The organism is Patescibacteria group bacterium (genome assembly GCA_038065255.1).
Classification (GTDB): Bacteria; Patescibacteriota; Patescibacteriia; order JACQRZ01; family JACQRZ01; genus JBBTRI01.
Genome location: JBBTRI010000025.1, coordinates 1 through 26,430 on the forward strand (window position 1 = coordinate 1; position 26,430 = coordinate 26,430).

Genomic DNA, 26,430 nt, shown 5'->3' on the forward strand with positions numbered 1-26,430 from the left:
GTTTCAATCGGGATACAATTTCCGGCCAGAATTCGGATTTTGATTTTCTTCGGTGGGGGAGGGATTCGAACCCTCGAGACCCTTGCGGGTCTAGCAGTTTTCAAGACTGCTCGTTTCAGCCAGCTCACGCACCCCACCAACAAATGATTCGTATCTCTTCTTGTGTTTAGGATTATGCGTACCTATTAAAGTGAAGTAGCGAATAATGTCATCGCGCCTTTCTAGAGTGACAGCCCGATTATTACGTATATTAGGAAAAAAATCAAGTTTTTTCAATGCTTTATGCACTGACACTCGAAGTGGTTGCGAATAACTTACAAATGTTAATCTTGGATAACAATAGCGTTTCGTCTTTATTTTATGACATTCCTGAAAAATACAACCATCAGTATCCATAAGTCCGCGAATGCACGCCAGTAAATAATCTTTATTTTTCTTGACCCAATCAGGCATGTCTATCTCTTGCTTTACCTTATTACCTATACAAAGCCCTAATGATACACAATAATGAACAAATTCCTTACTTGAAAACTGCAGGGTAATAGTAGACTTTTTACGATAATATACTGCGGGCTTCATTTGAAAAAGCTTCAATAAAAAATGATGTAAAAATTCACTATACTTCCTGTCAGCCTTATATCCCAAAGTAATTGTGGTTTGAAAAGGAGTAATCCCCCCATCACCAAGCATAATGCCAATAAACTCTGCCAAATTTTCTGACTGTATTGGTTTATAAATTTTTCGTGGAAGTAAAATTTTATTTCTATGAAATGTCCCTATTTTATCCCACCATTCTTTCCATTTTTTCTTACGATATGCCTCATTGGAAATGAATCCGTATTTTCTATATTTGTTAATACCGCCAATCTTACCCGCTTTTGTACTAGACCAAAAAGATTCTTTAATTTCAACAGGTCTTGGAAATGGCACTTTCCCAAGAAAACATGCTCGATGTACTATTTTTAGTGGTAAAGAATATTTTCCCCTTTTCCAATCTGAATAAGTTCTTTTGTGTACTTTGAGTAATTGAGGAAGGTCAACTTGTGTCAACGAAAGCTTTGTTTCGATATTTTTGAGAAAATTAGCTTGTTTCCCCCTTGGGAAAATAACTCTTCTATCCTTTTTCATAAACTACTCTGTCATGCCACTATTACAACATAAAAAAAGTAATAACAAAATTAATCCTTTAAAACACTTTTTCTTTTTTGCCCAATACAGGTTGGCGGACTATGCCGCGGACATTGAACCAAGCAAGTAATGATGCGCCAATCTCCCGAAGTTCTCGCTGAATCATTCCTTGATACTCCCTTTTATCAGCGCTCACGCCTACTGCTTCAATTCCAAGTTTATTACAGAGATACAGCGCTCGCGGCAAATGGTAGCCCTGTGTAACAACTATAAGGGAGGTCAGATCGAAAATCTCCTTAGCCCGATAGCAGCTATCGTATGTGCGCCTGCCAGCATAATCAAGAATGATATCTTTTTCCGGTATCCCCTTCTCCAACAAAAACTGCTTCATTGCAAGCGGCTCGTTATAATCCGCACTGCGGTTATCACCGCTCACAAGAAGTTTCTTGGTCTTCTTGGCATGGTACAAATCGATGCCGGTAAGAAGCCTGTCTTCAAGACTGGTGTTTGGCCTGCCACCTTTGAGACTTGCGCCAAGAATAAGCGTAACCGGATGTGCTTCTACGGCATCAAGTACATGTATGCCATCTGAATATGAATTCTTAACTTCACTCACAACAAAACCGGAACCAAAAAAGAAGGCACCGGTAACCATAATAAGAAAAAAATTTCTTATAATCCTCATGAGCATACGGTATGAGAATAGCATAGCTATGCCTGCTATTCTAGACCAGGAGTTTGCTTTTCTTTTGTATGCGGAGACTATTCAATATAACACTTATACTTGAGAATGCCATCGCACCCGCGGCAATAATAGGATTAAGAAGCCCGAATGCTGCCAGAGGAATTGCGGCAATATTATAGAAAAAAGCCCAGAATAAGTTCTGTTTGATGGTCTTGAATGTCAGTTGTGCGAGTAATAATGCTTCAAACACTTTTGAGGGGCTTCCTTTCACAAGGACAATACTGCCTGCTTCAATCGCAATATCCGTCCCGGTACCGATTGCAATGCCAAGATCCGCCTTCACAAGCGCAGGAGCATCATTAATGCCATCGCCTACAAACGCAACATGTTCACCTTTTTTCTGAAGTTCAGCTACGATCATATGCTTTTCTTCCGGCAGTACCCGGGCGTAGACTTTTTGGATTCCTAACACATTGGCAATCGCTTGGGCTGTCCCTTCATTATCGCCTGTCACCAGCATAGTAGTAATGCCATGACTCTGGAGATTTCCTACCGCCTCCTTTGCATCTTCTTTTAGTGTGTCGGCAATGCCGATATACCCAATAAGAAGATTCTTTTTTATAACACAGATTATGGTTTTTCCCTGCTGCTCAAGGCTGATCATATCGCTCCTCCACTGCTCGTATAAAATGCCTTGCTCTTTTATAAAGCGTACACTTCCAACAAAATACTCATCACTTTCGATAGTGCCCTGCACGCCCTTGCCAGGTAGTACAGTGAATTTGACAACATCATACAGGGTAAGATTTCGTTTCCCGCATTCTTTTACAACAGCTCGCGCAAGCGGATGCTCAGAAAAATGTTCAAGACTTCCGGCAATTTTTAATAATTCATCCGGTGAAATGTTGGGTTGGACTGAATGAGTATCTGTGACATTCGGCTTTCCTTGCGTAAGTGTTCCGGTTTTATCAAAAAGCACGATGGTAATTTTTTTTGCACGCTCGAGTGCTTCCCCTGTTTTGATGAGGATACCCCTCTTTGCCCCTGTTCCTGTTCCTACCATAAGCGCCGTTGGAGTGGCAAGGCCAAGTGCACAGGGACATGCAATAACAAGAACAGCGATTGCCGCGAGAAAACTTTGAGAAACATCACTGGTTGTCCAATACCACCCCAGAAGTGTTGCAAGGGCAATCACAATGACTATCGGCACAAAAATACCTGAGATTGTATCGGCAAGTTTTTGAATGGGCGCTTTTGTTGTTTGCGCTTCGGTTACCATTTTCACAATTTGCGCAAGCACCGTTTCGCTTCCAACTTTTGTTGCGCGCATCTCTACTGCACCATCGATATTCATGGTCGCTCCAAACACTTCGTCAGACATCCCCTTACCAATGGGCATACTTTCACCCGTGAGCATTGATTCATCAATATGCGTCTCTCCCGCAACAATAATCCCATCAGTAGGGATTTTTTCTCCAGGACGCACTACAAGAATATCTCCTACTTTTATATCCGAAATAGCAACATCTTCTTCTTTTCCGTCTTTTTTGCGATGCGCTGTTTTTGCGCCAAGCTCCAACAACTTTTCAATCGCTGCACTTGCTCTGCCGCGGCTCAGCGCCTCAAAATACCGTCCCAAGAGAATAAGAGCTGTTATAATAGATCCTGTTTCGAAATAAAACGCATCACCACCCAAAACAAGCATCCACGCACTATACCCCCATGCGGCAAGTGTACCAAGTGAAATAAGCGTATCCATGTTTGCACTCACTGTTCGCAGTTGCCGTACCATACCGCTATGAAATTCCCAGCCGAATCCGAGAATAATAATACTCCCCAAGACCCCCTGTACGGCGGTGCTTCCGTTTATACCAAACAATTCAAATGGCAAGCGAATACCCGCCATTGCCAAAATAAGCACGGGTACCGACAGTATAAGGGATATGAATGCCTTATTGCGGGTAATACTATGTTCTTTTTTCGATTCGGCATGCATATGAGCATGGTCAGTGCCTGCAATAACACTATATCCGTTTTTTTTAATAACTGAGTGAAATTCATGCTCTGATGTGCGCGATTCATCATAATCAACTTTTGCACTGCGTGTAGCAAAATTCACTACGGCATTTGTTACACCATCAATACTCTTGAGGCTTTTTTCATTGCGAACTGAGCATGATGCGCAATGCATCCCGCCGATAGTAAAGGTTATAGTTTTCATATAATGATGTTGTTATGTACTGGGTACAACAGTAATACGTCCCCGATACATGCCCATCGAACAACTAAATGCATACGTACCGGGCTCTCGCGGAGTAAATTCAAATACATTATCACCGCGAGAAAGAAGTTTTTTGATGCCAAGCTGGGGCGCCTGAAACACTGATACACATCCTTCGGCGTTTGTGCCATCGACAATCCATTTTACAGGAATGCCTGCCCGCACGGTAAAACGGTCCGGTGAGTATCCTCGCGATCCTGCACTCATGCGTACAATTTGCGCAGTACCATCAAATACAACATTCGGATCAGTACTGTCTGCTGCGCGCGCACTCCATTCTATACGCGGAAAAGATAACGGGTATCCTGCTGCAGTAAAACCGTTTTGTATATTCCAAAATCCCAAGAGAAGAACGACAACCCCGGAAAACTGAAAAAAGAACGTCCCCACTCTACCTTTAAGTGATGTTGACGCCCAGCCAAGAGCAAACAATGCCGGTGCCGTTCCCAAAGCAAAGCCGAACAGAAGAAGACCGCTTGTAAGAATGCTCCCGGTTGAAAGTGCATAGAGTTGCAAGCTTTGGGTAAATCCGCATGGCAGAAAAAATGTAGCAGCACCTAGTAAAAATGGTGTTACTGGGGAATGAAATGACTCAGCTTTCAACATTGTATGAGAAATGCGTTTTGGCATGCGAGGCAGAAGACGTTTTAACCATCCCGGTGCCATGCCAAGCATATCCAATCCCATAACGATCATGAATAGCGCTGCGGCAATCGTAATAAGACCTGTAACAAATGGTGATGGGGAAAGTGCTTTGCCAACGACACCGATAAGCGCGCCAAAACCAAGGTATGCCAAAAGCCTACCGGCAATAAAAAAAAGTACCGGCTGCATACGGGCTATCCCATTGATAGTGGCATACCGCTCGTTCCATTTTGCAGCTGACGAAAGCAACAACCCTCCAGATACTGCGATACACGATGAGCTTGCTGCAAGAAGCCCAATAAGGAATACTGCTCCAAAACTAAGGCCGCTTCCGATTGAAATGGATGGAGTAAGAAGTTGGAATCTATCCAAAACAGCACCGATGGCAATCGCAAGGACTATAAAACCTACCAGTCGAACAACTGGCGGTCGCTGTGTGTGCTGTATAAACGTACCGGCTCGTTCTGATTTTCCTATCGATGTAAACTCATACCCCTTTGATGCAATTGCTTCGCGCACGAGCTCCTCCGAAGGCTTATGAGAGTAGGTAATACGCGCAATACCGCGCGTAGCATCAACCTCAACTTGTTCCACTCCCTCTATTTTTTGCAGCTCCCGCTCAAGAGTTATTTCGCAGCTCTGACAGGTCATTCCTTTAATAGTAATAACCGCAGATTGCCGCAAAGCAGCTTCATAGGGGATAAGTGCTATACTGTATTCGTGCGCCAAAGCTACGAGTGTGTCCGCCGTATGCTGATCGCTGATGATGCGTACGATGCACTTAGAAACATTGATGTCTATTTGCGCAATGCCTTCGTGATTTTTTTGCTTAAAAGACTCAAGTTGTGCATGATCAGCGGAACGAAAATGAAATTTAAAAACATTCATCGGTAGTTATATATACTATTCTTTAAGAAGCGCTTCAAGTGACGACTTCAATTCTTCAAAGGGAACTGCTCCTGATACCAATCGTGTTTTGCCGTCTTTACGAACCAAAATTGTTCCGGGAGTGCCGTCAACGCCCGCAGACTGTCCATCGGAAATACTCTGCTGAATTTTCTGAGCATATTTACCGCTATCAAGGCACTGTTTGAACTTTCCTTCGTTCAATCCAAATTCTTTTGCCAGTGGGGTAAGCTGGTCAAGCGCAAATCCTGTGCCATTCGATGTCGTACGCTCATTGATTGTATCAATAAATTTCCAATATTTATCGGATCCTCCAAGTTCACCTGCGCATTCTGCCGCTTCAGCTTCCTTTTGAGCATTGGCATGAAAACTCAATGGAAAGTGCCGATACACCCAGGCAACCTTGCCGTCATATTCTTTCATAAGCTGTTGAACGGTTGGATGAAACCGCTTACAGAATGGGCACTCAAGATCTGAATATTCTACTACTGTTACATCTGCATTTTTAGGGCCGCGGACATAATCGTCTTTGGATATCGGTTTTACCTTTCCTGCGGGTTGGGGTGCAGATGGAGCATCGGATGGCGAAGGAGATGGCTGTACAGCGCCATTGCCAAGAGCAACAGACGGACTGCCAGCAGATAAACCAACGCCTGATCGAGCTGCAACATATGCCATTGGAACACCCATAACAAGAAGACCGATTGCAAATCCTGCAAAGAAAAGTGTCTTTGGTGTAATACTTAAGGTAAGTGATTGCGAACGTTTTTGATCGAAATCAGGATCGTAGGGAACATACGGCTGCTGGTCTGACATAGAGAATTGCGTTATGAAATAGAATATCTTCTTCATTATTATACAAACAGTACTGCGAGTGTCAAGCGCATTACAACACTCCAAATTCATGGAGAGCATCACGAAAACGACGTATGGCATCACGCGCTGTTGAGCCGCTCAAGTGGTAGGACGCTTCATGAACCATGCGATTCCGGGCAAGATGAGCAGGCCATACATTGCGTATCTTTGGATACCGATATGCGGCGAGTTTAAGCCGCTCCGCAAGCGTTGTACCCCCAAACCCAAGGGCTTTGAGAACGTGATCAAGAAGTTTGTCTGCTTCCATGAGAGCCAATTTGTGACTCATCTCATCATTGCGCTGTGCCATTTCTTCGATCAGCTGCCATTTCTTCTTGATTTCCTCCTTACTCATTCCATAGAGCTCCGTCCGACGAAACATTTTTTTTACAGCAACAACAATGATAATCAATACAATACAGACAACGATGCCGCCAACAATCCAGAAAACGGTCGGGGAAATGCCAGATGATGTGATTTCTTCCATAGTCTAGTGCTCCGTTAATTTAGTTTAGTACATCATGCTTTTCCGTAAGTGCCAATCTGTTGCTTGCTGATACTGGTGCCCTACACGCAAAATTGTTTCCTCATCAAAATGCTTCCCGAGTATTTGAAGTCCGACCGGAAGATCTTTACCGTCTTTCGCCGCAAATCCACATGGTACGGAAAGCGCAGGAACACCGGCAATATTTGCCGATACCGTAAAAATATCCGCCAAATACATCGCGAGTGGATCTGAGGCTTTTTCACCGATGGGAAATGCCGGAATAGGAGATGTCGGGCACACGATACAATCAACATCAAGAAGTGCAGTGTCAAAATCTCTTCGCACAAGCTCGCGAACTTTTTGAGCTTGCTTATAGTAGGCATCATAGTATCCCGAAGCAAGCACATAGGAACCAAGCATAATACGCCGCCGTACTTCGCGGCCCAAACCCTTCGTACGTGATTGTGTATACACATCGGAAAGCGTAAGCGCATCCGGAGAAGAATATCCATAGCGAATGCCGTCAAAACGCGCAAGATTTGCAGATACTTCCGCCGGCATAATAACGTAGTATGTCGACAGGGCATACTGTGTATGCGGCAATGAAATATCTACGAGTATTGCGCCAAGTCGTTCAAGGTCTTTGAGCGCATTGCCCACATTCAATGCAACAGCATCATCTATACCATCAATGAAATACTCTTTGGGTACGCCAATCTTCATTCCTTCAATAGATGTATGGAGCGCTGAATGAGTCCGTGTTGCGCGCGAGGGCGCCTGTGCACTGCTTGAATCGCGAGTATCAGATCCTTTAATTGCATCAAATATAATACTTGCATCTTCAACTGTTTTTCCAAACGGCCCAATTTGATCGAGAGATGACGCCATGGCGATGAGACCATATCGCGACACCGAACCGTAGGTCGGTTTCAAGCCGGTAACGCCGCACAGGCTTGCAGGCTGCCGGATGGATCCGCCGGTATCCGACCCCAGAGAAAATATGCATTCATCGGCAGCCAACGCCGCTGCTGAGCCACCTGACGATCCGCCGGGAACGCGAGTTGTGTCCCACGGATTCCGCGTAACCCAGTATCCGGAATTTTCCGTTGAAGAGCCCATGGCGTATTCATCCATGTTTGTTTTGCCCAACAGCACGGATCCCTCCTTCTCAAGCAAATCAACAACTGTTGCACTGTACGAAGCATGATACGCATCAAGTATTTTTGATCCTGCAGTCGTCCTCTCTCCTTGCACCATCATATTATCTTTAAGCGCACATGGAATTCCTTCAAGAATACCAAGATCACCGCCATGTGCGATTTTTTTATCAACATGCGCAGCTTGAACAAGCGCTCGCTCTCCCAGTACAGTCAAAAATGCTTGGATATCACCGTCAACTGAAGTAATACGGTCGAGGCATTCTTGAGTAAGCTCAACGGATGAACACTTTTTTGCTACAAGCGCATCGTGCGCTTCTCTAATAGTAAATGTATTGAGTGCCATATATGCTCAATCCCTGAATACACCCTTTACTTTAAGAAAGTCACCAACATGAGCCGGCATAGCATTAAGGAGTAGCGCACGCTCTTCTTCGCTGCATTGGCGGACACTGTCATCATCATATATATTTTCTAATCCGGGTACTTGATAGTGATAGGTGATACTCTTCGTATCAACTTCTTTGAGTTGTGCAACATATTCGAGAATTGAAGAAAGCTGCTGAGTAAACGCTTCCAACTCCTCGCCGGAAAGCTCAAGGCGTGAAAGCCGCGCAATATGCTCAATGTCTTGCTGGGTAAGCGCCATACTGACAAAAGTATGAATAAGAATATGTGAGGGCAGTATAGCGCAGTTCTGCGCAAAAGAAAAGACCTCACTGCCCTATTGGTATTTTATTGAGATTCGCATTAGAAATGCCCAGACTTAACTGTCTCATAATCCTATATGCTTCATCGCCGTTTTTCAAATAATACCGGAGGCCGTCTTTGGGATTCACATACCAGGCTTGTCCATGATGTTGGACATCAAGGACAATCTTACCTTTTAAACGATCGCGTAAAGAATTTTTCTTTATACTCTTTGATCCCTCTATGGGGAGTTTTGCAAGGTCTGCAGCGCTGATGCCTGTGCCAAATCGCCTCAAAAGCTCAAATGCCGCACTGCCATCTTTAAGATAGTAGCGTTTTGCATCAATAGAGTTCACATACCATGCCTGTCCCTGTTCTTCGACTTGCAGCAAAATTTTACCCTTCATTTTTTGAGAAAATGCGGCATCAATACTACTTGGTTGTTGTACGACAGACACGTGAGCAATCGGCAACGCCTCAACTGAAGGTTGCAGGGAAAGAGGTTGAGCAGGTTGCTGCACGGGAATGAGAGGCACTTGAACACTCTGTTGAGGCGGGCGATTTATTGTGAGCTGCATACTACTTGCCGCAAGTGCAGTGCCAGACTCACCCACAACGGCAATACGATAGTTCCCTTCGGGTGCATCGGAGGGAATGGTTACCTCAAATGTGTCGGCGGCTAACGGAGTAATATGTGAAGGATTTAGTGGAATTGCTATTTGTTCATTCACAAGGCGGAGTGAATTGTTTGACGTATACTGTTTTATGGTAACGCGCACTGTTCCTTCGGGAATACTTTGAAATGGTTCAATATCACCAACTGACGCTTCCATTCCACCTGCAGCGAGAGACTTAAACGCATTCACTCTTCCACCAATAGCATGTTCGAAGCCGCGATTAGCCACATCAAGAGAATCGGCACTACCGACAATCCTGCTCATTATTTCCCAATGCGGCATTGTTGGATGTGTTGCCTTCATCATTGCCGCTACTCCTGCAACAATCGGTGTTGCAAATGACGTGCCGCTTGACTGGTCGTAATAGGAATTACGGTCACTACTATACTCTGGTGGCACTGCTCCGGGAATGCGCACACCCGGCGCCGCAAGTGAAACACAATTACTCCCATAGCTTGACCACCGCGCTCGAACCATACCCTCTGATTGGGAATCAGTATTATCCAATGCAGCGACACCCAAAAGAAGGAAGCGTTTTTTATTGTTGCATACGGGTGATTGCGGAACAACATTGAGATCTGTTCCGTCTTTACTTAAAAGATCGTCGTTGCCGGCTGCAGCTACCACAATCGCTCCCTTGGTAAATGCATATTGAATTGCTTCATCGTATTCACTCGCATATCCTATCGTCCCCCCGCTCCCAAAGCTTGCATTAATGATATTCGCACCATTATCTGCTGCGTATTTTATCGCCTTAATGACGCTCTCTTTTGTCGGTATAACCCCGTTTGCATCTGCAACAACCAGCGGCATGATTCGCACAGATGAACGTGTGCCAGCCATGCCAGATTGCGCTGTAGAGAGAATAATACTCGCAACGCGGGTTCCATGACTTCCGGTCGGATCCACACTCGCATTCCCTTTTATAAAATTGTAGCCGTACACATCATCGATATACCCATTACCGTCATCATCTTTGGCATTGCCTGCCTGCTCTTTTGGATTTTTCCAAATCGATGACTTCAGCGCAGGATGATTGACATAGACTCCGTCATCAATAACTGCAACTGTTACAGCTCCATTCCCCAACAAAGACCATGCCCTGCCTGCTTGAATCTGATCAAGATAGGAAAAAAGGTCAAAAACCGTACGTGTTCCATTTGGAGATTGGATAGTAATGCGTTTCACAATGCCATCAGCGGGAGCACGCACATTCAACTCCTTGTCACTCCATTGAGCGACCGAAGCATTAAGATCATCAAAAAGCACACTGCCTGTTGCTTCTCCAAATCCAGCGCCCTTAATGGCAATAGTGCCGTCACGCACCCACATCAGCGGATTCACGCTTCGTATCAACGGCTTAATGCGATACGATAAGCGGGCAAGTTCCAGTATGGTATCTTGGATAGTGCAGCGCGTACCCACGCACACCGACTTTTTTCCCGTATTATACACGATGATTGATCCACTGATCGGAATATCTCCCGGCACGCCAAATGTGATTTTGGTATCTGACCATTCAAACCCTTTCTGCACAAAGGATTCCTTGTTATAGCATTTACTATTGATGTTAAAACATAAAAAACTGCCATCAGAAAGAATCCCTAATTCAGAACCGGTAATCTCTCCAAATGCATCGGGAATAAGTTGATCATTTGTTAGTATCGCAGCGTCAACCCTTTGCACTACCATCCATACTGCTATCCCCAGAATAAAGAAAAGTATACGTATAAAGCACCTAAAGGTGATCATAGTATTAGCGCCCTAAGCGTGTTATGAATTGTTTTTCATCCAGCGTGGCAATGCCAAGTTTTTTTGCTTTATCATATTTTGAGCCGGGCTCGCGACCGACAACAACATAGTCTGTTTTGTTGCTAACCGATGATGCTACTGTTCCGCCACGCTGCCGTATGCTTTCTTTTGCTTGGTCGCGAGAAAGCGATTCGAGTTCTCCGGTCAGTACAAATGTCAGTCCCTTCATTGTCTGGCTATGTGCAGTGTGGATCTGCTTAATACGAACGCCGCAATCCATTAGTTCTTTCATAAGCTGCGTGGTATGCGTATCGGAAAAATATTCATGAATACTTTGTGCAACAACACTTCCGATATTTTCAATGCGTTCGAGTTCTTCGCGTGATGCTTTTTGCAGATCGGCAATTGTTCGATAGTGCTTTGCTAAGTCACTAGCAGTTTCTTCTCCAACGTGGAATATGCCAAGCGCATACAGAAATTTAGGAAATTCAATGGATTTGCTTTTTTCAATCGACTCAATAAGATTGTGGGCTGATTTTTCCCCAAAATGCTCGAGGGGTTCCAAATCACCGGAACATAATGTAAATAAATCACTTGCACTCCGCACCAAGCCAGCACTGATAAGCTGTTCGACAATTTTCTCTCCGAGGCCGTCGATATCAAACCCTTTTTTTGAAACAAAATGAATAATGCGTTCTTTTTCTTGAGCAAAACATTTTTTATTTGAACAGTACAGCGCAACTTCTTGCGGATCGCGTACAACCGGTGAATCGCATATCGGACATGTGTGGGGTATATGAATAACCTGCTCATTACCCGTACGCAATTCTTTCACGACACGTACCACTTTCGGAATAATATCCCCTGCCTTTTCTATGATGACCGTATCGCCAATGCGCACATCAAGACGGTGAATTTCATCTACATTATGAAGAGTTGCATGCGATACGGTTGTTCCGCCAAGTGCCACGGGTCGCAGAGTTGCAACGGGCGTCAGTGCGCCAGTACGCCCTACCTGAAAATGTACATGCTCAATAACGGTTGTGCCTTGCTGAGCGGCGAATTTGTAGGCGATCATTCCACGGGGCGCCTTACCTGCAACACCAAGTTTAGCTACAAGAATGTTATCATTCACCACCACAACCACGCCATCTGTCCAATGCGGCAAGTGATCCCGTTTCCGTTCAATATCATCATGGTATTTTTTGACATCCGCAAGTGTTGAGCAATAAGCATTGAAATGATTTACTTTTATTCCCAGGAGTTTCATGACTTCATGCGCCTGCTCGTGTGTCGTAATGCCAAACTGCTCTTCATCCATAAGCGCATATCCTATAAAATCAAGTTTCCGAGAAGCTGCAATAGACGGATCAAGCTGCCGTATACTTCCTGCCGCAGCGTTGCGTGGGTTGGCAAAGAGCGGGCGGTTCGCTTGTACTTGCGCTTTATTTAATCCATCAAATGTTTTTTTTGACATGCAAACTTCACCGCGAATCTCAATGGTGCCCTTCAGATCGGTAAGGCGCTTTTTTAATGCGCGTTCATGGCAATCGCCATGAACAGTGCGGCACATGCGACTGATTTCCTGTTCGGAGCTTTTTCGCAAGCTGAGTGGAATTGCTTCAATTGTTTTTAAATTCTGTGTCACATCTTCCCCTACTTTACCGTCTCCGCGCGTTGCTCCTTGCACCAATATGCCGTCTTCGTACCGCAATGAAACTGCCAAACCGTCCATTTTGATCTCTGCATAATAATGCGCTTTTTCAACAGTATGGGTTATGCGCACCAAACGATTGTGCCAGTCATCTAATTCATCGGGTGAAAAAATATCCTCCAATGAAAGCATGGGAAAACGGTGTTGTACTTTTTGGAAACCTTCGAGAACACTACCACCAACACGCTGCGTCGGGGATGTTGGCGTAACGAGATCTGGAAAACGCTGCTCAAGCAAGAATAGCTCGTGCTTCAATGAATCGAGGGCGCTATCCGATATCTCTTGCGTATCGAGCACATGATAAAGATAGCGATGATGTTCAATTGTTGTTCGCAATTTTTCAATGCGTTTTTTTGCTTCACTCTTTTCCATACTGCCCACTATTCCTCATTGGAATTATTTAGTAATCTGATCCTGTGAGAATAGAACAAAATCAAACACGCTCGATGCTGCGTCTTGGTCTGCAAACGTCGACTTGAGTTCATCGCGCGAAACTCCTTTATACACACCCTTGGGATTGATATAAAAATAATTTGGTATATCCAATTGATTTCCTGTCCCATCAAGATCAGTATAAAGAGTAAGCTTCAGGCCCGCCACATCACAATAAAACACTTTTACACGCACGATCATTGGTTTATTAATGGGATTTCCCTGTTCGTCCGTGAAATTAAAAAATATCTGTTTAACACCTGCATCCTGCTCGGGTGCGCTCTGGATATCTTTTTTCAGTTGGGTATTCGGATCATCCCACAAAATCGTTCCTCCATCAGTAAACTCCAGTGCCGTCATTTCAAACGTTGGACGTTGAGAGGGACACGATTCGGAACTCCAAAGAACCTTCATTGACTTAAGACCTTGAACCGCCCTATACCCGTTCTGTTGTGTATTGCGATACAAGCTTGCCTGCACTGCATCGCTTGCCCGAAGCGTTGAGCGCTGCAATTCACTGATACTATCTCGGAATACTCCCACAATCGTATCCGGCTCATGGTATTCCTGCACGCTCCATGTTGCTTCATCAAATGTATCGGTTTTTTTCCTCAGATCATCAAATGTCGTTAACCCTTCTTTGCGTACCTGATGCATAATATGCTCTGCTCCTGTTTCGGCTGCATAGTAAGCAACAATCGAATGATCAATGGTTCTGCTCTGTCGAATGGAACTCATCACAAACATAGCAATTTCCACACCGACAATAGTTATGGCGCTTCCGATAAGAAGCGACATAATAAGAATGGCTCCTTTGGTTGCGGTTGATTTATTTTTGGAAAAGTATCGCATAGTATGCCTTATCGTTTATATTCACGGCTGGAAATCGTTGTCTGCACAGACAGAACAACCGGTTCTTTTGAGCCTGTAACAGTCGCTGATGCTCGCAGGGCAATGGTTACGCGAGGTTGAGTATCTCTCAAATATGTCGCTGATGCATCGCAGAATGTGAATGGATCTTTGTCCGGTGAAATATAAAATGTAAGCGATTCGACCTTCACGCCCTTGCTTGATGCTGAACTCCACGTTGCATTGTCATCGCTCATCGCAAGACATGGGGTGCTTGTTTCGTCCACACAGACACCGGCTGTATCGTCTTTTTTAACATACAAACGGGAACCGTCAAAACGGCGCAGAACGAGTACCGCATTGCCATCTACCGGCGTTATCGCTGACGGGGCTGCCACATCACAGCTTTGCGCATTGGTATAAAGTGCGTTCGCATAATCAATAGACCCTGCTTGAAGTTCAGATGTTATTTTTTGCGTAAGAAACCTTGTATCATCTTGTAATCGCTGGAGTGCTGCCGTCTTTCGTTGGGTGCGTTGTGCTCGCATAAAAATATCGCTGGTTGCCATCATAAGGATGCTGAATATCGTAACAACGACGATCATTTCCATAAAGGTAAACCCGCGCCTTACGCCCAATACGCGCCGCTGGCAGGGAGGCATGCCACTACAAAAAAAATATGGAGTATTATTGCCAATCATAGATCTGTTCTGTTAGTACAACGGTCATTTTTTGCCCAGCATAATACCACCCGACTTCACCTTTTACTTGAAGACCTATTTTTGTGCCCGGGTCACATGCCGTATCGGTTTTAATTGATTGGACATTGGATGCATCGAGACAGATAGGATCAAGTCGAATGTTGCGAAATATCTGTGAAAGGTTTCCGAACGCCGCATCGGCAGAATAGCGCCCATCGGCAGACTGGTATAATTGGAAAGATGCATCAAAACCATCCTTGCATTCCAGAAATGTAAAATGGTCGACAAACGGTTGGTTTGCCTGTGCGCTCAAAACCGCACAATGATTAGTATCTGACAAGCCATCGTCAAAAGCGCGGCTGCTCAACCAGTTGCTATCCCGTATCGAGCGTGCAAGCTCTACTCCCTCCCGTGCAAGATTTGTTGCTACAAGGCGAGAAGATCCAATACCCTCAAGTCTGAAATTCGAATTGGTAAGCGCCAGTGCTCCAACAAGAACAAGGCTCAACACAAAAAGCGCTGTTAAAAGCTCCAATAACGTCTGGCCGCGGCGGACACGGAATGTTCGAAAATGGCTCTGTCTCATTGCTGTTTATGTATCTTAAAAGTAATTTCAGAAAATAGGCTCTCTTGATGGGCAACAATGGACCTCTGTTTCACGAGTTCAAGTATAGCTAAGAAACTTACAATGATTTCCGCCCTATTCTTTGCCGACGCAATGACGTGGTTGAACAAAAGACTTGCTCTCTGAGAAAGAAGTTGCCTGATGTGATCCATTCTTTCCCCAATAGTCATGCGGCTTTCAAACGCAATTGAGACCGGAACAGTAAGAATTGTTTTTACATACCGGGAGAGGGTGTTAGCACACAATGAACGCAGTTGCTCCGCTGTAAGGCGGCTTGGGGGAGAAAATCGTATCGTCTCTGATACCAATGAACGCGGACGCGTATACATATTCCTTCCCGCATTCCATAATTGCTCAATATGCTTTCCTGCTTTTACAAATTCTTTGTACAACCGAAGACGTTCTTCAAATTCTCCAATTTCCTGCTCTTCTTCCTCTGTAATAGAGGGCAGCAGCGATCGGGATTTGATGAGTAATAGTTTTGCCGCTACTACTAAAAAATCAGCTAACTCCTCCATGCGCACATGGGGCTGCATGGCGCTTAATGACGTAAGGTACTGATCGGTCACGAGTGAAAGAGAAACAGATGAAATATCTAGTTTCTCCCGCTCAATAAGCTGCAAAAGGAGGTCAAGCGGACCTTCAAATTGTTCCAACGATACGGTAAGCATTATTTTTTCTTCTTTTTTACAATCTTTTTAATAATGGCTATGAGAGCGATTTGGGGTTTTTCATGCTTTACAAAATCTTTCATCGCCATATGAATGGAGTGCGTAAAGCTTCCGGCGGAAAAAAGGGCTTTCTTCTGTTTTGCAAAGGCTTTATCGACAAGCACCGGCAAGGCATAGATACTTCCAAATGATGCGAGTGACGCCTTTGCGCCCATCTTCAGTCGCTTGAGCATGTCTTTTTCTTTTACAAACTGTATGGCCGGCACTTTCAACGCCTTTGCTAATTTCTTACTGTCGATCATATGGCCAGCAGAAACAACAACTATAGCACATAGTTTCCCGGCCTTAACAAGGAGTGTTTTTGCCACTCGTAGAAGGGGTGTCTTTGTGGTAGCCGCTATGTCAAATGCTGTGAACACTTTTTTGTGTTCGATAATTGCATGGGGGATATTCTTTGCGGCAAAGCTTGAAAGAAGTTTTTTTGGAAGTGGCATGGGAATGTGTAATTTAAGATTAAGAGTGCTCCATTTAAGGATTTTTTACCTTCAAAAGAGCAATGCCTAATTCTTTGAGTTGTTTTTCACTTACCTGCGCAGGAGCTCCCATAAGTACATCCTGTGCTCGCCCGTTTTTTGGAAATGCATAAATATCGCGGATACTCGGACATTCCCACAGTACCATCATAAGCCGGTCAACGCCCGGCGCAATGCCTCCATGGGGCGGCGCACCATACTGAAACGCGCGAATCATGCCGCCGAATTTAGTGTCGACATCTTCCTGTGTGTATCCTGCGATTTCAAACGCTCGATACATAATATCTGGGCGATGATTACGAATAGCGCCTGAGCTAATTTCAAATCCGTTGCACACCAAATCATATTGATAGGCAAGAATTTCTTTGGGGTCTTTTGCATTCAATGCTTCCATTCCCCCTTGAGGCATAGAAAAGGGGTTATGAGAAAAATCAATTTTACCTTCTTCCTCATTCCAGTCATACATGGGAAAATCTACGATCCATGCCCATGCGGCTTTCTTGGGATCAATGAGGTTCATTTTTCTTGCCACTGATGAACGCACTGCGCCCAACGAACGGCAGACAATATCCCAGGAATCCGCGCCGAAGAAAACGCTATCTCCATTCTGTGCTCCGAGCGTTTCAAAGATATTCTTGGCACAATCGACTCCAAGATACTTGAGGATCGGTGATTGCAGCTCGCTGTCTTTCATGGTGATATACGCCAGTCCCTTCGCGCCAAAGATTTTTGCGCTCTCGGTAAGTTCATCAATATCTTTTCTGCTTAATATACTTCCCTCAGGCACTCGAATGGCATGCACCACACCGCCCCGTTGTAACGCAGAAGTAAAAACAGAAAAACCACAACCATCAACAAGCGTTGATACATTCTGTATAGGAAGTTCATAGCGCACATCGGGTTTGTCCGAACCATAGGTCGTCATCGCCTCTCTCCATGCAATACGAGGAAACGGGGTTGACGTGACTTTTTTGTCGCTAAAGGTATGCGTAAGTTCAATCATCAACTGCTCGGTTACTGCAAACACGTCCTCCTGTTCAACAAAACTCATCTCAAGATCAAGTTGGTAAAATTCTCCAGGATGCCTGTCTGCCCGCGGATCTTCATCGCGAAAGCATGGAGCAATTTGAAAATAGCGATCGAAACCCGCAACCATCAAGAGTTGTTTGAATTGCTGCGGTGCCTGCGGCAACGCATAAAACTCTCCTTTATGAATACGGCTAGGAACAAGGAAATCGCGCGCGCCTTCCGGTGAGGAATTTGTGAGTATGGGTGTTTGCACTTCCACAAATCCGCGAGCATGCATGTAGGCGCGGATGTGCATAAGGAATGTATCGCGCTTTAGTATGATATCTCTCGCTGACGGTCGCCTTAAATCCAAAAAGCGGTATTGGAGACGGATGTCTTCTCCAACACCATCTTGATCAATTTCAAAAGGAAGCGTCTTTGCTTCGCTAAGTACTTCTATTCCTTCAACAACAAGTTCAATCATTCCCGTAGGCATATCTTTTCGTTCCGTTCCTTCCAAACGCCTATGTACGTTTCCCGTTACTTTGAGTACCCATTCAGATCGAAGTTTTTCTGCTTGTGAAAATGCGCTGTGCCGCTCCGGGTGAATAACACATTGCGTAATTCCATACCGATCGCGTAAATCGATAAAAATAAGTCCTCCATGATCGCGCCGCGAAGAAACCCAGCCACAAAGCACCGCGCGCACTCCCTCGTCCTGTACTGAAAGCTCATTGCATGTATGTGTCCGAAGCATACCAAAATTCTTACAATTAAGTGACTGTTCCTTTGTATTCTACTCTTTTTATGGGAAAAAGCAACTCATTTATGAGAGGGCGCCAGAGGCGTAAAAATCAAAAAAATCTTTTGAGCGAAGGGGGCGATCACACATATTCTCAAGAAATGCAGTCATGCGAGCTGAGAGATTATGGTAATCCGCTTTTGTCCTTCCGCGACTAAACGCCAAGAGAGATTGCGAGCGCATAAGACTCTGGGTGATCCCCTTTGAATAGGGCTGATGGCCAAGAATACAGCTCAATTTTACAAGAGCAGCTATGCCGATGGTGTATGCCTTCCCGGCTTTCGCGTCTTGAAGCGATGAAAAAAAATCTTGCAAAAGTCTAAACAAAGCATCATCGCGCATATCCTCTTTGATAAGCTGATTGATAACATCAAAGAAAAAAAATGCAATAGCGCATTTTTCAAGCTGTTCCTTAATGACAAGAAAGCGATCGCGCATTTCCACGCTTGCAATCCTGTTAATGGATCGCCCCCGCGCAATCATGCATACCACTTCACTCAATGGCTCAAGGTTACCGCAGAGTTTGCTGTTGATTTTCCGTACTCCCTGCGCCAGAACAACTATCTTGCCATACTCTTTGGTATAAAGAGTAAATGTCCGATCGTATTCCCTCCAATCTTCCTTGTCAACAATAAATCCGTGAACAGAAAAAGTCATACACTACAATAGGCACTATGCCAACCTATCAAGCACTTGCTGTACCAGGAGCATGGCAGCAACTGCATCATCACGCCCGCGTGCTTTGGCACCCAGCAAATGCCCTGCTTGTTTTGTTGTAAAACTTTCATCAACTTCAATGACGGGGATAGTGACATTTTTTTGTATACTATTGCTGAATGCTTTTACTTTTTCATAATGCTGCCCGTACTGCTCTTTTGAAAACTCCGGAATGCCAATAACAAGCGTCCCGATTTCTTCGCGCTTAATAAGAGTATTAAGATACGCGGCAAATGCTTGCTGATTTTCTTCTTCAACTATTTCAAGGGGTGTTGCAATGCGCGTCTCGTCATCGCCAATCGCAAGGCCTATTTTTTTGGTTCCGTAATCAATGCCGAGATAGCGCATACCTAGTCGAGTTGAGTAAGAACTTCATGGCCGTTTGCCGTAACAGCAATCGTATGCTCGTAATGAGATGCAAGCGACCCGTCTGCAGATCGAATCGTCCAGCCATCAGCATCAGTCGTGACGCGCCAATCCCCCGCCAGTATCATCGGTTCAATGCACAAGACCATTCCTTCTTTTAATTCAACGCTTGGCAACCGAGGATCATCGTAACAGAATAGAGGCGGCTCTTCATGGAGTGAGCGGCCGATGCCATGCCCGGTGAGATCACGAACGGGGCTAACCTTTTCTTGCCGGCATATGGCTTGAATGGCTCGAGCAAGTTCGCGCGTTTGAACTGCAGGACGAACCAATGCGATACTTGCATCAAGTGCGGATTTTGCAGTAGCAATCAGTCTCTGTGCTTCTTTGTTTATTGATCCAACGCCTACCGTCACGGCCATATCTACACAGAGGCCGTTTTTTGCCGGATAGCGCAATCCAATATCAAGACCAACGATATCCCCTTCTTTTAATACGATGTCTCGAGTGCCAACCCCATGAACCACTTCATCATTTATCGATACACAGAGTGTTGCGGGATACGGAATACCTCTTTTTGAACTGCGGTATCCCAGAAAAATCGGGTCACCACCGCTTGTGCGAATTTCTTGTTCTGCCAATGCATCCAATTCCTTAATCGCAATACCCGGTTGTACGCGAGAAACGACATGCGAAAGCACGGTAGCAAGTCGATGTCCCCCTTCGCGCATGATGCTAATTTCCTCTTGTGTTTTAATGGTGATCATTAGAGAAACTCTTCGTAATCGCGCATGGTGAGTTGCGCTTGCACTTGCTTCATGATTTCAAGAACAACGCTTACCACGATCAGAAGGCTCGTTCCGCCAACGACCAATGTTTGTATACCCGTGATCTGTTGCATTGCAATCGGCAGTACAGCAACAAGGGCTAAAAAGGTGGAACCGGGAAGGTTAATGCGATTCACAATCGATTGCAGGTACTCAGCTGTTGATTTACCCGGCCGAATACCAGGGACAAATCCTCCTTGTTTCTGGAGATTTTCCGCAATTTGATCCGGCTTAAACACGACTGCACTGTAGAAATAGGTGAAACCGACAACAAGAAGAAAATAAATGATGCCGTATGCGGTTGTATTATTGAAAAACGATAGTGTGGCTTGTGCCATATCAACAAGCCACTGCGTCTTTGCACGAACAAAAAACTGGGCAATTGTCGGAGGGAATAAAATCATCGATATGGCGAAGATAATTGGAATAACTCCACCCTGATTCACGCGAAGCGGCAAGTAGGTATCAATACCTCCGACTAAACGCATACCGCGCATCTGGCGCGCATACGACACGGGGATATTGCGCTGCGCTTCTGTCATAAGAACAACAAGCACGACGGTGATGATTGAAATAATAGCAAAGGCTCCTATGTTAAAAATTTGAGTACTATCAAGAACTTGAATGGATTGCGCAACTTTTGGCAGAGAAGCGACGATACCAGCGAAGATAAGAAGTGAAATGCCATTGCCAATCTTCTTTTCAGAAATAAGCTCGCCGATCCACATGAGAAAAATCGTACCGCCGGTAAGCGTTACTATCATGAGTGCAAGGTTAAATGGATCCATATGCGACACAATGCGCGTTGGCGTATTTTGAAGCAATGTAATCATTCCATATGACTGCAATATCGACAGAGGAACGGCAAGATAGCGCGTATATTGATTGATTTTCTGCCTGCCATACTCCCCTTCCTTCGAAAGGTTCTCAAGCGCAGGAATAATCATAGTGAGAAGCTGCACGATAATGGAGGCAGTGATGTATGGCGCAACACCCATGGCAACGATGGAAAAATTTTCCAACCCGCCGCCTGAGAAAATATTCATAAGCCCGAGAAGTTGGTTGTTTCGGAAGAGTGCCTTAAGACTCTCAAGATCGACTCCGGGCAATGGAATGGATGCGGCAAAACGAAATATTACGAGCATCGCAAGCACAAACAATACTCGATTGCGAAGATCGGGAAGTTTCCAAATTTGTGTAAAAAACCTCAGCATACTGTTCCGCCTGCTTTTTCAATTTTCTCTTTTGCTGTTGCAGAAACAGAACAATCTTTGAATGTGAGTGGCTTTGTCAAGGTGCCATCTCCAAGTATTTTAACATCCACAAGTTTACCGCTTTTTGGAGATTTTATTATCCCCTTTCGGACAAGAGTGCGCGGACTTACCGTTTCTCCAAGTGTGAATTGCTCTTCGATTCTAGAAAGATTAACGCCTTTACTTTTCTCATGAATACTGCGGAAACCGCCAAGTTTCGGGATGCGCAAAACAATCTGCTTCATACCGCGTGCTTTCAGGCCATGGGATCCGCCACTTCGCGCTCTCTGGCCTTTAACGCCACGGGTTGAATACGCCCCATGACCCGAACCAAGTCCGCGCCCGATGCGTTTTGCTTTTTTTCGTGATCCTCGAAATGGTGTGAGTTGATGGAGTTCTGCCATACATTCTTATACCTCTTCTGTTTTCTCCTTCTTTATACGATGGAGATGATGCCTTAGAACTGACTGTTTTTTGACTGAAGATTGCAATACATCAAAAGCTGAAAACAGCGCCTTGATATTATTAATCTTATTTTTTGATCCATACACCTTTGCAACAATATTATGGATTCCTGATATTTCTAGCGCTTCGCGCACGGCACCTCCTGCTACAATTCCCGTACCGCTTGGCGCAGGCTTAAGAATAATGCGAGCAGCTTTAAACTTAATGCGCAATTCATGCGGAATTGTTTCCCGCTCGATAGGAATAGTTACCATATCGCGCCGCGCACGGGTTGTAGCTTTTGAAATAGCCAATGAAACATCAGCGCCTTTTCCAATGCCATACCCAACGCCACCCTTGCGATTGCCAATAACAACACATGCACGAAATCGCATGCGTTTTCCTCCAGCCATAACACGCGTTACGCGCGCAACTTCAATAGTTCGCTGGTCGAATTCTTGCTCTGTCGGTCGTGTTCGTGATGATCCTCTGCGTTCAGCCATACAATAGTGTGTACTTAAAATTCAAGTCCTCCCTCCCGTGCCGCATCTGCAAACGCTTTCACACGGCCATGGTATTTGTTACCTCGACGATCAAAAACAATGCGGGTAATATGTTTATCTTTTGCTTTTTTTGCTAAGAGTGCGCCAATAACTTGAGCACGCTCGGTCTTTGTTCCTTTTCGCTGTTGAGCTGAAAGTTCGCGTTCAGCTGCAGCGCAAAGCGTTGTGCCGCTTCCGTCATCAATGAGCTGTGCGCTTATTGTTTTCAGACCGCGGTGAACTGCCAAGCGAGGTACATCGTGAGTACCTGTGATGCGCGCTCGCGAACGTTTCACGCGAAGAAGAGCTGTTTGATTGTGAAGAATGGGACGCATATTATTTTGCTCCTGCCTTTCCGGCCTTACCCGCTTTCATGCGCACAACCTCTCCGGCATAGCGAATTCCCTTACCCTTATACGGTTCGGGTTTCCGAAGGCTTCGGATGCGCGCTGCAGTTTGTCCGACAAGTTGTTTATCAATGCCTTTGAGTATAATAGTATTTTTTTCAACAAGTACTTCAATGCCTGCCGGCAATGGCATTTCAACCGGATGAGAGTAGCCAAGATTGAGTACCAAGCCTTTGTCACTTGTCGCAACGCGATATCCTACACCCTGAAGTTCTAATTTTTTTTCAAAACCTTTCGAAACTCCCTCTACCATATTTGCAATCAATCTCTGCCATAATCCCCAAAGAGCGCGATGATCTTTATCTGTCGGGTCTGCAACTGTTACCTGAAGAGAGGAATCCGTTTGTGCAACTCGTACAACAGGATGAAGAGTGGCATCAAGTGTTCCTTTGGGTCCCTTAATACTAACATGCCCATCAGAAATAACGGCAGTGACGCCTGAAGGGACTTCGATGGGTTGTTTTCCTACACGAGACATACTATTTAGCTTACTTCACAGATTATTTCGCCCCCAATAGAAAGGCGTTTTGCGGTTTTATTCGTCATAACACCCTTTGACGTTGAGAGAATTGCAATACCGCGGTTATTAAGGACAATTGGCAATACGTCTGACTTAGCATAAATACGGCAACCGGGCTTACTTATTCGCTTTACAGCATGGATAACCGGCGTACGTCCGACATATCTCAACGTTACGTCAAGCATTTTCCGCGCGCCTTCACCCGAAGGTGCATACTCTTCAATATAGCCCTCTTGTTTGAGTATCTCAAGGATATCCTGCTTCATGCGGGAAAATGGAACCTCAATACGCCCCTTGCGGACCATGCAGGCATTCCGTATGCGCGTAAGTAAATCTGAAATTGGATCTGTCATCATAAAGGTGGTTATCAATTACCAACTGCTTTTTCGAATGCCGGGTATTGCGCCTTGCATTGCGAGCTCTCGGAAACAAATGCGGCAGATGTCGAATTTCCGCATATAGCCATGGCGTCGACCGCAGCGCCAACAGCGTCTCACTTTTCGAGTCGAGAATTTCGGTTTGCGTTTTGCTTTTGCTTCTTGTGCAGCCGTAGACATAGTTATTTCTTATGACCTTCTTTTTTAAAGGGAAATCCGATATAGGTGAATAATGCGAGTCCCTCTTGGCGCGAATGGGCATTTGTTGTGATGCTTATCTCAAGGCCATGAATGCGTTCGAGCTCATCCGACTTCATTTCGGGAAATGCAATATTTTCCTTAAACCCTACATTACAATTACCCTGTTTGTCAACGACCGTCTCGTCTATACCATGAAAATCGCGCGTACGCGGAAATGCAAACGTAAGTAATTTTGCCAGAAAATCATACATATACTTCTTTCGCAACGTCACTTTCATGCCAACAACCATCCCTTCTCGAATCTTAAATGTTGCGATAGATTGTTTTGCTTTTGTTTTTACAGGACGCTGACCGGTGATGCGCGTGAGATTATCTTCAACGGTCTGTAAAAATTGTGCATCTTTCAATGCTCGTCCAACGCCAACATTAAGCGTTACTTTTGTGATGCGCGGCACCGCCAAGCTATTTGCATAGCCAAATTGCTTCATCATCTTTGGTACGATTTCTTTTGTGTAGTATATTCCAAGATCAGTCATAGATTTATGCGCCAAGAAGCGCTTTACACTTCTTGCATACGCGTTCTTTCTTTTTTCTAAAATCTCCTTCCAGGGTCTGGTATCCAACTCGTGTCGGTGCGGTACATTTAGGACAGATAAGCATTACTTTTGAGATAGCCAGCGGGGCAGGGAAATAAATTTTTTGGCCTTTCTCGCCGCCTTTGCGGGGCCGAATATGGCGCGCAACGACATTTACTCCTTCAATGGCAACTTTCCTCTCTTCCCGAAGCACGCGCACAACCTTGCCCGTTTTCCCCTTCTCTTTGCCGGCAATAACTTTGACGGTATCCTGTTTGTGTATTTTGAGATTATTCATATGAAGTATAAGTCACTCTTACAAAACTTCTTGGGCAAGAGAAATAATCTTAGTAAATCCTTTGGCTCGCAATTCGCGAGCGACGGGTCCGAAAATACGACTTGCGATCGGCTCTTTGCTTTTTTTGTCGATAAGCACAATAGCATTATCTCCAAAACGGATATACGTGCCGTCTTTGCGACGCGTTTCTTTTCGTGTCCGAACCATAACACCGTGGCGCACCTCACCTTTTTTTACTTGGCTATAGGGCTGCGCTTCTTTAATAGAAATAGTAACAATATCCCCAATTCGCGCATAGCGTTTTTGATAGCCGCCAGTTACGCGAATACACTGGATTCGTCGTGCTCCAGAATTATCTGCGGGTGTAAGCATTGATCGGTGTTGGATCATATCTATGGTGTTACGATAGTGCCTTTGCTGATGGCGTAAGTTTTTCTGTAAGCCTCCACCGTTTCAACTTGGAAAGCGGGCGCGTTTCGCAAAAACGAACTCGATCGCCGGTTCTACATTCGTTTTTTTCATCATGCACTAAATAACGCTTCGATGTAATCGCTCGTTTTCTATATTTCGGATGCACTTTGGTGCGATCAACACGAACAACAATTGTCTTGTTCATTTTTGTGCTGACAACAGTTCCTTCAAAGTTGCGTTGTATTCGTTCGTGTTCCATAGTGGGGAATATTAATGTGATTTCTTTTCTCGTAAGAGGGTAAGGATACGGGAAACAAGCAGGCGTTTTTCGCGCAACTCCCTAACGTCCTTCAGTTCTTTGACGGCAATGCGGAAGCGCAATATGCGAATAGCCTCACGGCTTTCTGTAAGGAGAAGCTTGAGTTCATGCTCTGTCTTTTCACGTAGTTCTTTGATCTTCATATGCGTATATCTAGTGGGCTCGTTTCACAAATGTTGTTTTGACGGCAAACTTATACCCGGCCAACCGAAATGCTTCGCGAGCTGCTTTTTCATCAACGCCTGACATTTCCAATAATACCGTACCCGGGCGCACAATGGTGACATAGTGATCAACGGCGCCTTTGCCGCCACCCATAGTATTTTCATTGCCATGAAACGTAACGGGCTTATCGGGAAAAACGCGTATCCAAATCTTTCCTCCTCGCTTGACGAATCGGGCGATTGCGCGCCGAGCCGCTTCGATCTGGCGGGCGGTAATCCAACATTCTTCAAGCGACTTCAATCCAAAATCGCCAAAACTCACGCGCGCACGACTCGTAGCCGCATGATTCATATTGCGACTGCGCCCCTTATGCCATTTTCGATGTTTTACTTTTTTTGGAAACAGCATAG

At 44.9% G+C, this 26,430-nt stretch carries 31 protein-coding genes and 1 tRNA gene; all 32 read right to left on the reverse strand.

Features of this window, described 5'->3' with window-relative positions:
- Window positions 1-50: 50 nt before the first annotated feature.
- Window positions 51-138: transfer RNA gene (locus AAB400_05075), tRNA-Ser, on the reverse strand.
- Between the two features lie 1,048 nt (window positions 139-1,186).
- Window positions 1,187-1,819: an ElyC/SanA/YdcF family protein gene (locus tag AAB400_05080; GenBank protein ID MEK7649250.1), complete on the reverse strand. Its 633-nt coding sequence runs from the start codon at window positions 1,817-1,819 to the stop codon at window positions 1,187-1,189.
- A 34-nt stretch (window positions 1,820-1,853) separates the two neighbouring features.
- A complete protein-coding gene (locus tag AAB400_05085) occupies window positions 1,854-4,034 on the reverse strand; it encodes a heavy metal translocating P-type ATPase (protein MEK7649251.1) in 2,181 nt (726 codons plus the stop codon).
- Between the two features lie 12 nt (window positions 4,035-4,046).
- Window positions 4,047-5,627 (reverse strand): sulfite exporter TauE/SafE family protein, encoded by a 1,581-nt coding sequence (locus AAB400_05090; GenBank protein ID MEK7649252.1) that lies wholly within the window; start codon window positions 5,625-5,627, stop codon window positions 4,047-4,049.
- Between the two features lie 15 nt (window positions 5,628-5,642).
- Window positions 5,643-6,461: a thioredoxin domain-containing protein gene (locus AAB400_05095; protein MEK7649253.1), complete on the reverse strand. Its 819-nt coding sequence runs from the start codon at window positions 6,459-6,461 to the stop codon at window positions 5,643-5,645.
- A gap of 70 nt (window positions 6,462-6,531) precedes the next feature.
- The gene (locus tag AAB400_05100) at window positions 6,532-6,987 is read right to left on the reverse strand and encodes a hypothetical protein (protein MEK7649254.1); all 456 of its coding nucleotides are present in this window, start codon (window positions 6,985-6,987) and stop codon (window positions 6,532-6,534) included.
- A 24-nt stretch (window positions 6,988-7,011) separates the two neighbouring features.
- Window positions 7,012-8,490, reverse strand: coding sequence for an Asp-tRNA(Asn)/Glu-tRNA(Gln) amidotransferase subunit GatA (gene gatA / locus AAB400_05105; protein ID MEK7649255.1), 1,479 nt, complete (start codon window positions 8,488-8,490; stop codon window positions 7,012-7,014).
- 6 nt (window positions 8,491-8,496) lie between these two features.
- Entirely contained in the window at window positions 8,497-8,793 is a 297-nt protein-coding gene (gene gatC, locus AAB400_05110; protein ID MEK7649256.1) for an Asp-tRNA(Asn)/Glu-tRNA(Gln) amidotransferase subunit GatC, read from the reverse strand.
- A gap of 67 nt (window positions 8,794-8,860) precedes the next feature.
- Complete coding sequence (locus tag AAB400_05115; protein MEK7649257.1) at window positions 8,861-11,263, reverse strand: S8 family serine peptidase; 2,403 nt, start codon at window positions 11,261-11,263, stop codon at window positions 8,861-8,863.
- A gap of 4 nt (window positions 11,264-11,267) precedes the next feature.
- A complete protein-coding gene (gene ligA / locus AAB400_05120) occupies window positions 11,268-13,349 on the reverse strand; it encodes an NAD-dependent DNA ligase LigA (GenBank protein ID MEK7649258.1) in 2,082 nt (693 codons plus the stop codon).
- A gap of 24 nt (window positions 13,350-13,373) precedes the next feature.
- The gene (locus tag AAB400_05125) at window positions 13,374-14,261 is read right to left on the reverse strand and encodes a hypothetical protein (protein ID MEK7649259.1); all 888 of its coding nucleotides are present in this window, start codon (window positions 14,259-14,261) and stop codon (window positions 13,374-13,376) included.
- An 8-nt stretch (window positions 14,262-14,269) separates the two neighbouring features.
- On the reverse strand, window positions 14,270-14,959 hold the full coding sequence (locus AAB400_05130; protein ID MEK7649260.1) for a type II secretion system protein: 690 nt from the start codon (window positions 14,957-14,959) through the stop codon (window positions 14,270-14,272).
- A complete protein-coding gene (locus AAB400_05135) occupies window positions 14,946-15,545 on the reverse strand; it encodes a prepilin-type N-terminal cleavage/methylation domain-containing protein (protein MEK7649261.1) in 600 nt (199 codons plus the stop codon). The genes AAB400_05130 and AAB400_05135 overlap by 14 nt, the downstream gene beginning before the upstream one ends.
- Window positions 15,542-16,255, reverse strand: coding sequence for a ScpA family protein (locus AAB400_05140; GenBank protein MEK7649262.1), 714 nt, complete (start codon window positions 16,253-16,255; stop codon window positions 15,542-15,544). Before AAB400_05140 ends, AAB400_05135 begins: the two co-directional genes overlap by 4 nt.
- On the reverse strand, window positions 16,255-16,749 hold the full coding sequence (locus AAB400_05145; GenBank protein ID MEK7649263.1) for a YbaK/EbsC family protein: 495 nt from the start codon (window positions 16,747-16,749) through the stop codon (window positions 16,255-16,257). Before AAB400_05145 ends, AAB400_05140 begins: the two co-directional genes overlap by 1 nt.
- 34 nt (window positions 16,750-16,783) lie before the next feature.
- Entirely contained in the window at window positions 16,784-18,553 is a 1,770-nt protein-coding gene (gene aspS / locus AAB400_05150) for an aspartate--tRNA ligase (protein ID MEK7649264.1), read from the reverse strand.
- Between the two features lie 69 nt (window positions 18,554-18,622).
- A complete protein-coding gene (recO, locus tag AAB400_05155; GenBank protein MEK7649265.1) occupies window positions 18,623-19,255 on the reverse strand; it encodes a DNA repair protein RecO in 633 nt (210 codons plus the stop codon).
- A 15-nt stretch (window positions 19,256-19,270) separates the two neighbouring features.
- Window positions 19,271-19,663, reverse strand: coding sequence for a Holliday junction resolvase RuvX (gene ruvX, locus AAB400_05160; GenBank protein MEK7649266.1), 393 nt, complete (start codon window positions 19,661-19,663; stop codon window positions 19,271-19,273).
- A 2-nt stretch (window positions 19,664-19,665) separates the two neighbouring features.
- Entirely contained in the window at window positions 19,666-20,448 is a 783-nt protein-coding gene (map, locus tag AAB400_05165) for a type I methionyl aminopeptidase (protein ID MEK7649267.1), read from the reverse strand.
- The gene (gene secY / locus AAB400_05170; protein MEK7649268.1) at window positions 20,448-21,722 is read right to left on the reverse strand and encodes a preprotein translocase subunit SecY; all 1,275 of its coding nucleotides are present in this window, start codon (window positions 21,720-21,722) and stop codon (window positions 20,448-20,450) included. The genes map and secY overlap by 1 nt, the downstream gene beginning before the upstream one ends.
- Window positions 21,716-22,165, reverse strand: a complete 450-nt coding sequence (gene rplO, locus AAB400_05175) for a 50S ribosomal protein L15 (protein ID MEK7649269.1) — start codon at window positions 22,163-22,165, stop codon at window positions 21,716-21,718. Before rplO ends, secY begins: the two co-directional genes overlap by 7 nt.
- Window positions 22,166-22,171: 6 nt before the next feature.
- Window positions 22,172-22,708: a 30S ribosomal protein S5 gene (gene rpsE / locus AAB400_05180; protein ID MEK7649270.1), complete on the reverse strand. Its 537-nt coding sequence runs from the start codon at window positions 22,706-22,708 to the stop codon at window positions 22,172-22,174.
- A 14-nt stretch (window positions 22,709-22,722) separates the two neighbouring features.
- On the reverse strand, window positions 22,723-23,082 hold the full coding sequence (rplR, locus tag AAB400_05185) for a 50S ribosomal protein L18 (GenBank protein ID MEK7649271.1): 360 nt from the start codon (window positions 23,080-23,082) through the stop codon (window positions 22,723-22,725).
- Window position 23,083: 1 nt separating this feature from the next.
- Window positions 23,084-23,632, reverse strand: coding sequence for a 50S ribosomal protein L6 (gene rplF / locus AAB400_05190; protein ID MEK7649272.1), 549 nt, complete (start codon window positions 23,630-23,632; stop codon window positions 23,084-23,086).
- 5 nt (window positions 23,633-23,637) lie between these two features.
- Window positions 23,638-24,030, reverse strand: coding sequence for a 30S ribosomal protein S8 (gene rpsH, locus AAB400_05195; protein MEK7649273.1), 393 nt, complete (start codon window positions 24,028-24,030; stop codon window positions 23,638-23,640).
- 15 nt (window positions 24,031-24,045) lie between these two features.
- The gene (locus tag AAB400_05200; GenBank protein ID MEK7649274.1) at window positions 24,046-24,231 is read right to left on the reverse strand and encodes a type Z 30S ribosomal protein S14; all 186 of its coding nucleotides are present in this window, start codon (window positions 24,229-24,231) and stop codon (window positions 24,046-24,048) included.
- A gap of 2 nt (window positions 24,232-24,233) precedes the next feature.
- A complete protein-coding gene (gene rplE / locus AAB400_05205) occupies window positions 24,234-24,788 on the reverse strand; it encodes a 50S ribosomal protein L5 (protein MEK7649275.1) in 555 nt (184 codons plus the stop codon).
- Between the two features lie 4 nt (window positions 24,789-24,792).
- Window positions 24,793-25,125 (reverse strand): 50S ribosomal protein L24, encoded by a 333-nt coding sequence (rplX, locus tag AAB400_05210; GenBank protein MEK7649276.1) that lies wholly within the window; start codon window positions 25,123-25,125, stop codon window positions 24,793-24,795.
- Between the two features lie 18 nt (window positions 25,126-25,143).
- A complete protein-coding gene (gene rplN, locus AAB400_05215; GenBank protein ID MEK7649277.1) occupies window positions 25,144-25,515 on the reverse strand; it encodes a 50S ribosomal protein L14 in 372 nt (123 codons plus the stop codon).
- Between the two features lie 10 nt (window positions 25,516-25,525).
- Window positions 25,526-25,795, reverse strand: coding sequence for a 30S ribosomal protein S17 (gene rpsQ / locus AAB400_05220; protein ID MEK7649278.1), 270 nt, complete (start codon window positions 25,793-25,795; stop codon window positions 25,526-25,528).
- An 11-nt stretch (window positions 25,796-25,806) separates the two neighbouring features.
- Complete coding sequence (locus AAB400_05225) at window positions 25,807-25,998, reverse strand: 50S ribosomal protein L29 (protein MEK7649279.1); 192 nt, start codon at window positions 25,996-25,998, stop codon at window positions 25,807-25,809.
- A 10-nt stretch (window positions 25,999-26,008) separates the two neighbouring features.
- Window positions 26,009-26,428, reverse strand: a complete 420-nt coding sequence (rplP, locus tag AAB400_05230) for a 50S ribosomal protein L16 (protein ID MEK7649280.1) — start codon at window positions 26,426-26,428, stop codon at window positions 26,009-26,011.
- Window positions 26,429-26,430: the final 2 nt, after the last annotated feature.